Annotated in this window: 7 protein-coding genes; 4 read left to right on the top strand and 3 right to left on the bottom strand. The window is 73.3% G+C overall.

Annotated features, from left to right (window positions below; translation table 11 throughout):
• Nucleotides 1-136: 136 nt before the first annotated feature.
• Genes ACFV6I_RS34295 through ACFV6I_RS34285 form a run of 3 tightly spaced genes read right to left on the bottom strand, consistent with a single transcriptional unit; the run spans nucleotide 137 to nucleotide 3,809 of the window.
• Nucleotides 137-2,245 carry an acetoacetate--CoA ligase gene (locus tag ACFV6I_RS34295; RefSeq protein ID WP_380429654.1) on the bottom strand — a complete coding sequence of 703 codons (2,109 nt, stop codon included), beginning with the start codon at nucleotides 2,243-2,245 and terminating at the stop codon, nucleotides 137-139.
• A 46-nt stretch (nucleotides 2,246-2,291) separates the two neighbouring features.
• The gene (locus ACFV6I_RS34290) at nucleotides 2,292-2,864 is read right to left on the bottom strand and encodes an NUDIX domain-containing protein (RefSeq protein ID WP_380429652.1); all 573 of its coding nucleotides are present in this window, start codon (nucleotides 2,862-2,864) and stop codon (nucleotides 2,292-2,294) included.
• A gap of 33 nt (nucleotides 2,865-2,897) precedes the next feature.
• On the bottom strand, nucleotides 2,898-3,809 hold the full coding sequence (locus tag ACFV6I_RS34285; RefSeq protein ID WP_380429650.1) for an NUDIX domain-containing protein: 912 nt from the start codon (nucleotides 3,807-3,809) through the stop codon (nucleotides 2,898-2,900).
• A 161-nt stretch (nucleotides 3,810-3,970) separates the two neighbouring features.
• On the opposite strand from ACFV6I_RS34285, the gene mmuM reads away from it, so the two are divergent.
• From mmuM to glpK, 4 genes are all read left to right on the top strand, one after another.
• A complete protein-coding gene (gene mmuM, locus ACFV6I_RS34280; RefSeq protein ID WP_380429647.1) occupies nucleotides 3,971-4,915 on the top strand; it encodes a homocysteine S-methyltransferase in 945 nt (314 codons plus the stop codon).
• 185 nt (nucleotides 4,916-5,100) lie between these two features.
• Entirely contained in the window at nucleotides 5,101-5,865 is a 765-nt protein-coding gene (locus tag ACFV6I_RS34275; RefSeq protein WP_063350192.1) for an IclR family transcriptional regulator, read from the top strand.
• Nucleotides 5,866-6,145: 280 nt separating this feature from the next.
• Nucleotides 6,146-6,883, top strand: a complete 738-nt coding sequence (locus tag ACFV6I_RS34270) for an MIP/aquaporin family protein (protein WP_063350191.1) — start codon at nucleotides 6,146-6,148, stop codon at nucleotides 6,881-6,883.
• A 93-nt stretch (nucleotides 6,884-6,976) separates the two neighbouring features.
• Nucleotides 6,977-8,497 (top strand): glycerol kinase GlpK, encoded by a 1,521-nt coding sequence (gene glpK, locus ACFV6I_RS34265; RefSeq protein ID WP_363377288.1) that lies wholly within the window; start codon nucleotides 6,977-6,979, stop codon nucleotides 8,495-8,497.
• Nucleotides 8,498-8,646 lie beyond the last annotated feature (149 nt).

Genomic DNA, 8,646 nt, shown 5'->3' with positions numbered 1-8,646 from the left:
AGATCACTCACGGCCATTCCCCCGTTCCGTTCCGGGAGCACCGGGGCCCGCGGGGCCCCGCCGCGGGGGGGTGGGGGTAACGCGGTGGGGGGGGTGCCGGGCGGCGGGCGCGCCCCCCCCCATTCGGCGTTTCCGGTCAGGCGGGGCTCTGCCGGTCGCGGCGGAGCTGCTCGAAGAAGCGCAGGTGGTCGATGTCGTCGACGGAGCCGGGGTTGACGGCCTGCTCCAGCGGGGTGCCGGAGAGGATCCGCTTGACCGGGACCTCGATGCGCTTGCCGGTGAGGGTGTGCGGGAGGCCGCGCACCGCGATGACCTCGTCGGGGACGTGGCGCGGGGAGAGTTCGGTGCGCAGCGAGGTGCGGATGCGGCCGATCAGCCCCTCGTCGAGCTCGGCACCGGGGGCGAGGACGACGAACAGCGGCATCCAGTAGCCGCCGTCGGGCTCCTCCAGACCGATGACCAGGGATTCGGCGATCTCGGGGAGGCGTTCGACGACCTCGTAGATGTCCGAGGAGCCCATCCGGACGCCCTGGCGGTTGAGCGTGGAGTCGGAGCGGCCGTGGATGACGACGGTGCCGCGGGAGGTGACGGTGATCCAGTCGCCGTGGCGCCAGACGCCGGGGTACATGTCGAAGTAGCTGTCGTGGTACCGGGTGCCCTCGGGGTCGTTCCAGAAACCGGTGGGCATGGACGGGATGGGCTTGGTGACGACGAGTTCGCCGACGGTGTCGGTGTGCGGGTGGCCCTGGACGTCCCAGGACTCGACGGCGGCGCCGAGGCAGGGCGCCTGGATCTCGCCGAGGTGGACGGGCAGGGTGGGGACGCCGCCGACGAAGCAGGAGCAGACGTCGGTGCCGCCGCTGACGGAGGCGAGCCAGACGTCCTCCTTGACCTCCTCGTAGATCCAGCGGAAGCCGTCGGGCGGGAGCGGGGAGCCGGTGGTGCCGATGCAGCGGACGGCGGAGAGGTCGAGGTCGCGGCCGGGGTGCAGCTCGGCCTTGCGGCTGGCGATCACGTAGGCGGCGGAGGTGCCGAGGACGGTGGCGCGGGTGCGGGCGGCGACCGACCAGAGCGCGCCGGTGTCGGGGTGGCCGGGGCTGCCGTCGTAGGTGACGATCGTGGCCCCGACCAGGAGGCCGGCCAGCAGGAAGTTCCACATCATCCAGCCGGTGGAGGTGTACCAGAGGAAGCGGTCCCGGGGGCCGAGGTCGAGGTGGAGGCCGGCCTGCTTGAGGTGTTCGAGCAGGATGCCGCCCTGGCTCTGGACGATGGCCTTGGGCAGGCCGGTGGTGCCGGAGGAGTAGAGCACCCAGAGCGGGTGGTCGAAGGGGACGGCCTCGTAGACCGGCTCGACGTCGTCGGCGACCAGGTCGTCCCAGTGCAGGGCGCCCTCGGGGGCGGGGGCGCCGAGCAGCGGGACGTGGACGACGGTGCGCAGGGTGGGGAGTTCGCGGCGCAGTTCGGCGACGACCTCGGTGCGGTCGTGGTCCTTGCCGCCGTAGTGGTAGCCGTCGACGGCGAAGAGGACGGCGGGTTCGATCTGCTGGAGGCGGTCCAGGACGCTGCGGGCGCCGAAGTCGGGGGCGCAGCTGGTCCAGATCGCGCCGACGGCGGCGGTGGCGAGGAGGGCGACGGCGGCCTGCGGGATGTTGGGCAGGTAGGCGCTGACGCGGTCGCCGGGGCCGATGCCCCGGGCGCGCAGGGCGGCGGCCAACGAGCCGACCTGGCGGCGCAGTTCGGACCAGGTGAGGACAGCCGGCTGCTCGGTGGTCTCGTCGAGGTGCAGGACGGCCGGGCGGTCGGCGTTGGCCGGGTCCTCGGCGGCGCGCAGGGCGTGTTCGGCGTAGTTGAGGCGGGCGCCGGGGAACCAGCGGGCGCCGGGCATCGCGGGGTCGGCGAGGACGGCCTCGGGGGCCTGGGTGAAGCGGACGTCGAACCACTGGGTGATCGCGGTCCAGAAGCGGTCGAGGTCGGCGGTGGACCAGGCGTGCAGGTCGGCGTAGCGCTGGGCGGCCTGCTGGTCGTCGGCGGCCGGGGCGAGCGGGGCGGCCGGGGCGCCGTGGTGTTCGGCGGCCCAGGCCTGGAAGGCCACCAGGCTGGTGGCTGCGGCGCGAGCGGGGTTGGGGCGCCAGAGCGGCTGGTCCTGGGGTGGGGTGCTCACGGTGGTGGTCTCCCGGCCGGTGGTGGGGACGGGAGTGCTTGTGGCAGGCCCGTCCGGTTGGGCTGTCGGTGCAGACCATGCCATGTGAGCGGCCGCTGCGCCAGGGTCCGCCCGGTGGGTGCCGGGCCGGTCAGCGGCCGGAGATTCCGCCGCTGGACTCACCGCTGAACTCGCCGCCGAACCAGGAGCGGGAGACCCGGGTGTGGAAGGGGAAGGCGAGCGGGGTGTCGGGGGCGGCGAGCTGCCAGCCGTCGGTCTCGTCGGTGGGGCGCGAGGGCGGGAGTTCGGCGAGCGGACGGGCCGGGAGCAGGCCGAAGAGGCAGAGGAAGCCGCCCCTGGCGTCGGAGTCGGTGGCGACCAGGGTGATGTCGGCGGCGTCGGCCAGGATGCCGGTCTCCTCGCACAGTTCGCGCACGCACGCCTGCTGCCAGCTCTCGCCGTAGTCCACGTAGCCGCCGGGGAAGGCGAGTTGGCCGTAGCCGGGCTCGATGGTGCGGCGGATGACGACGAGGGTGGGGTCGGCGTCGGGGCGGGTGACCGGGAGGAGGGTGACCACGACGGGCAGCGGGTTGCGGTAGCTGATCTCGGCGCAGCCGGGGCAGGTGCGGGGCCAGCCGTCGGTGCCGGCCGGGTAGGAGGTGCCGCAGAAGTGGCAGTGGGAGAACGGCTGGTTGACCGCGCGTGTCGGGTTGTCAGTGGTCATGGCCGGATGGTAGCCGGGTGCGCGCGGCGGCCGTCAGCGGAGTTCGCCGTCGCGGGTGGGGCGGAGCAGGGCGGGGTGCAGGAGGCTGGCGTCTCCGGCGTGGTAGGTGCGGGCCCGGGGGCCGCCGCGGGCGCCGCCGCGGGCGGTGGTGGCGCCGGTGCTCTCGACGAAGCCGGGGACGGAGAGGACCTTGCGGTGGAAGTTGCCGGGGTGGAGCTTCTCGTCCCAGACGGCCTCGTAGACGGCGCGCAGGTCGGGGATGGTGAAGTCGTAGGGCAGGAAGGCGGTGGCGAGCGGGCTGTACTCGAGTTTGGCCCGGACGCGGTCGAGGCCGTCGGCGAGGATGCGCGCGTGGTCGAAGGCGAGCGTGCGGGAGGACTGGCCGGTGGGCCCGCCGACACCACCCCCGTGGGTGTCGGCGGGCGCACCGGCGGCTCGGGGTCGGCCGCCGGGCCGGGTGCCCAGGTCGAGGTCGGCGACAGGGTGCCAGGTGGCGGCTGCGGCGTCCGTACCGGCCTGCGGGTCGGGCAGGTCGGGGGCGAAGGCGAGGTAGGCGACGGAGACGACGTGCATGCGCGGGTCTCGCTCGGGGGCGCCGTAGGTGCCGAGCTGTTCGAGGTGGACGCGGCAGAGCGCGGCCTCGACTTCGGAGCCGCCGAGCAGGCCGGTCTCCTCGGCGAGTTCGCGGGCGGCGGCCTCGTCCAGGCTCTCCTCTCCGGCGCGCAGGAAGCCGCCGGGCAGGGCCCAGCAGCCCTGGTAGGGCGGGGCGCCGCGCTGGACGAGCAGGACGTGCAGGCCGCTGTGGCGCAAGGTCAGGGCGACCACGTCGACGGTGACGGCGATCGGGGCGTAGGCGCGCGGGTCGTAGGCGGCGAGCCACTCCTGCTCGTCCTGCTCGCTCGCGGGCGTGGTCGGGGGCGGGGTGGACGGGTCGTCCGTTTCCATCACCGGCTCCTCTCCGCGCTCGCCGCCGTACGGGGTACTGTCGTTCTCTGGCTGAGCACAACGTAGCGATTCCGTTCCCCGGCGGCAAATGGTTTTCCGGGTCCGCGGGGATGCCCGGCTTCTAGGCTGTGAACAGGAACGACCGCGCCCGAGGAGGCCCCATGCCCACTGCTCCCCCGCCGGACTTCGCCGCGGCGCTGGCGGCCGGTCCGCTGGTGCTGGACGGCGGGATGTCGAACCAGCTGGCGGCGGCCGGGCACGACCTCCTCGACGAGCTGTGGTCGGCGCGGCTGCTGGCGGACGCGCCGGAGGCGGTGGTGGCGGCGCACCGGGCGTACTTCGCGGCCGGGGCCGACGTCGCCATCACGGCGAGCTACCAGGCGAGCTTCGAGGGCTTCGCCCGGCGCGGAGTGGGCCGGGCCCAGGCCGCACGGCTGCTGGCGCGCAGCGTGGAACTGGCCCGGGAGGCGGCACGGGCCGAGCCGGGCGGGCGGCGGCGCTGGGTCGCGGCGTCGGTGGGGCCGTACGGGGCGGTGCTGGCGGACGGTTCGGAGTACAGGGGCCGGTACGGGCTGAGCACCGCGGAGCTGGTGGCCTTCCACCGGCCGCGGCTGGAGGCGCTGGCGGCAGCCGGGCCCGACGTGCTGGCGCTGGAGACGGTGCCGGACGCGGACGAGGCGCGGGCGCTGCTGGAGCTGGTGCGCGGGCTGGGCGTGCCGGCCTGGCTGTCGTTCAGCGTGGCGGGCGACCGGACCAGGGCGGGCCAGCCGCTGGCGGAGGCGTTCGCGCTGGCGGCCGGGGTGGACGAAGTGCTGGCGGCGGGCGTGAACTGCTGCACCCCGCAGGACGCGGACCGGGCGGTGGCGCTGGCGGCCGAGGTGACCGGCAAGCCGGTGGTGGTGTACCCGAACAGCGGGGAGGAGTGGGACGCCGCGCGCCGGGACTGGCGCGGCGAGCCGACGTTCCGCTCGGCCCGGGTGGGCGGCTGGCTGGCGGGCGGCGCACGGCTGGTGGGCGGCTGCTGCCGGGTGGGGCCGGACGGGATCGCCGCGCTGGCGGCGGAAGTCGCGGTGCGCCGGGGGCGCTCGAGCGACGTCGGGGAGTGAGGGGACGTCGGGGGGTGGGCGGCACGGCGGGCGGCAGGCGGCGGGTCGGCGGGCGGCGGAGGTTAACGGACGGCCGAGCGCGGGTTACCGAGGGGGAAGGTGCACGGACCGGCGACGGCCTGGCAGACTCGTCCCGTTACCACTGCGGTCGACAATGTCGACCGCCTGTCAGCGCGGAGGTCCCCATGCCCGGCCCGATCCAGTCGCTCTCCCGGGCCGCCGCGATCTTGCGCCTGCTGGCCGGCGGTGAGCGCCGCCTGGGCCTGTCCGAGGTCGCGACGGCGCTGGAACTCGCCAAGGGCACCGCGCACGGCATCCTGCGCACGCTCCAGCAGGAGGGGTTCGTCGAGCAGGACCCGGAGAGCGGCAAGTACCAGCTGGGCGCCGAACTGCTGCGGCTGGGGCAGAGCTACCTGGACGTGCACGAGCTGCGGGCACGGGCGCTGGTCTGGGCGGACGACCTGGCCCGGGCGGCCGGCGAGACCGTCTACCTGGGGGTGCTGCACCAGCAGGGCGTGCTGGTCGTGCACCACGTCTTCCGGCCGGACGACACCCGGCAGGTGCTGGAGGTCGGCTCGATGCAGCCGCTGCACAGCACCGCGCTGGGCAAGGTGCTGCTGGCCTACGACCCGGTCGCGCGCGGCGAGTTGGGCGACGGGCCGTACGAGTCGTACACCCTGCGGACACTGACCGAGGCGGCCGACGTGGACGCCGAGTGCGCGCTGATCCGTGAGCGCGGTTGGACGGACTCGATCGAGGAGACCTGGGAGGGCGTGGCCTCGATCGGCGCGCTGATCCAGGACCGGCGGCGCAACCCGGTGGGCGCGGTGTGCATCAGCGGCCCGGTGGAGCGGGTCTGCGAGGACGGCTTCGTGAAGCCGTCGCTGGTGGCCTCGGTGCGCAGCGCGGCACGGGCGATCTCGCGCGATCTGGGCGCCGGGCGCTTCTGAAACCCCGGGCCGCACCGGCGGCCACATCGTCACGCTGAGGCGCGGACGGGCATCGGCCTGTCCGCGCCTTGGCGTTTTGCCCCGGTTTGGCCCGCTCCGCTGGGTAACTTCGGGGGAAGGGTCACAGCTCCGTAACCCTGCCTTGACGCGAGGGCAACCAGGGGAGGAAGCTTCCGCATAACGGTCGACATTGTCGAACGATGGCCGGGAAGATCAATCCCCCGATGCGCTCACCCGCACAACGATCGGCCGGCCGCCCCCACCCACACCTCCGGGCCATATGGACAAGGGAGTCTTTGTGTCCGCGTTCTCCAACGGCGACGTCTTCGTCGGCGAAACCCTCGGCACCGCCGCCCTGATACTTCTCGGTGGCGGCGTCTGCGCCGCCGTGACCCTCAAGAAGTCGAAGGCCCTCAATGCCGGCTGGCTGGCGATCACCTTCGGCTGGGGCTTCGCGGTCCTGATCGCCGCCTACATCTCGGCTCCGAAGTCCGGCGCCCACCTCAACCCGGCCGTCACCATCGCGCTCGCCATCAAGAGCGGCGACTGGAACCAGGTGCCGCTCTACCTCGGCTCCCAGTTCCTCGGCGCGATGATCGGCGCCGTGCTGGTCTGGCTCACCTACCTCGGCCAGTTCCAGGCCAACGAGGAGCCCACCCTCGGCATCTTCTCGACCGGGCCCGAGATCCGGAACCCGATCCAGAACGTCGTCACCGAGGTCATCGGCACCTTCATCCTCTGCATGGCGATCCTCACCCTCGGCAAGAACGACGGTCTGGCCGCCGGCGGCCTCAGCACCCTGATCGTGGCCCTCACGGTCGTCGGCATCGGCCTCTCGCTGGGCGGCCCCACCGGCTACGCGATCAACCCGGTCCGCGACCTCGGCCCGCGCATCGTGCACTCGCTGCTGCCCATCCCGAACAAGGGCGGCTCCGACTGGTCGTACGCCTGGGTTCCGGTCGTCGGCCCGCTGATCGGCGGCGCGCTGGCCGGCGGTCTGTACAACGCGATGTTCTAAAGGGCCGGGTTCGAACCCGCCGAGCACGGGGACCGACCACTACGTCGGGCCCACCCACCCCGAACCCCCGAATCCTGAGCCGAGGACCCTCTGATGACCTCCACTGGCAACTACATCGCCGCGATCGACCAGGGCACCACCTCCAGCCGCTGCATCATCTTCGGCGCCGACGGCCGGATCGTCGCCGTCGACCAGCAGGAGCACCGGCAGATCTTCCCGCAGCCCGGCTACGTCGAGCACGACGCCGCCGAGATCTGGACCCGGGTGCAGTCGGTCGTCCGCGGCGCGCTGGAGAAGGCCGGCCTGACCAAGGACGACATCCGCGCGATCGGCATCACCAACCAGCGCGAGACCACCGTCCTGTGGGACAAGAACACCGGCGAGCCGGTCCACAACGCGCTGGTGTGGCAGGACACCCGCACCGAGGGCCTCTGCCGCGAGCTCGGCCGCAACGTCGGCCAGGACCGCTTCCGCCGCGAGACCGGCCTCCCGCTCGCCAGCTACTTCGCCGGTCCGAAGATCCGCTGGCTGCTGGACAACGTCGAGGGCCTGCGCGAGCGCGCCGAGGCCGGCGACATCCTGTTCGGCACCATGGACACCTGGGTGATCTGGAACCTCACCGGTGGTGTCAACGGCGGCAAGCACGTCACCGACGTCACCAACGCCAGCCGCACCATGCTGATGAACCTGCACACCCTGCAGTGGGACGACAAGATCGCCGAGTCGATCGGCGTGCCGATGGCCGTCCTGCCGGAGATCCGCTCCTCCGCCGAGGTCTACGGCGAGGCCGTCGGCGACCTGGCCGGCGTCCCGGTCGCCTCCGCGCTCGGCGACCAGCAGGCCGCGCTGTTCGGCCAGACCTGCTTCGACGAGGGCGAGGCCAAGTCCACCTACGGCACCGGCACCTTCCTGCTGCTCAACACCGGCGAGAAGATCGTCAACTCGTACCACGGCCTGCTGACCACCGTCGGCTACCGGATCGGCGACCAGGCCCCGGTCTACGCCCTGGAAGGCTCGATCGCCGTCACCGGCTCGCTCGTCCAGTGGCTGCGCGACCAGCTCGGCATCATCTCCACCGCCGCCGAGATCGAGACCCTCGCCAACACCGTCGAGGACAACGGCGGCGCCTACTTCGTCCCGGCCTTCTCCGGCCTGTTCGCCCCGTACTGGCGCTCCGACGCCCGCGGTGTGATCGCCGGCCTGACCCGGTACGTCACCAAGGGCCACCTGGCCCGGGCCGTCCTGGAGGCCACCGCCTGGCAGACCCGCGAGGTCGTCGACGCCATGCAGAAGGACTCCGGCGTCGAGCTCACCGCCCTCAAGGTCGACGGCGGCATGACCAGCAACAACCTGCTCATGCAGAACATCGCCGACGTCCTGGACGTCCCGGTCGAGCGCCCGTACGTGGCCGAGACCACCGCCCTCGGCGCCGCCTACGCAGCCGGACTCGCCGTCGGCTTCTGGACCGACCTCGACACACTGCGGGCCAACTGGCACCGCGCCGCCGAATGGACCCCGCGCATGGACGAGGCCACCCGGGAGCGCGAGTACAAGAAGTGGCTCAAGGCCGTGGAGCGCACCATGGGGTGGGTGGAGGAAGAAGAGACCGACTGACCGACAAGCCGGGGGGGGGCCGGCGGCCCCGCCCCGCGCCCCCGCGGGTCGGGGGGGGGGGGGGGTGCCGGCCCCCCCGCCCCCCCCCTCCGGCGTCCGCACCCCCGGTCGGGCGTAACCCGGCCCGCCCCGGCCCGTCATGCACGGTG

The organism is Kitasatospora sp. NPDC059803 (genome assembly GCF_042732255.1).
Classification (GTDB): Bacteria; Actinomycetota; Actinomycetes; order Streptomycetales; family Streptomycetaceae; genus Kitasatospora.
Note: the sequence above shows the minus strand (reverse complement) of the source record. Positions and strands in the feature narration are given on the sequence as shown.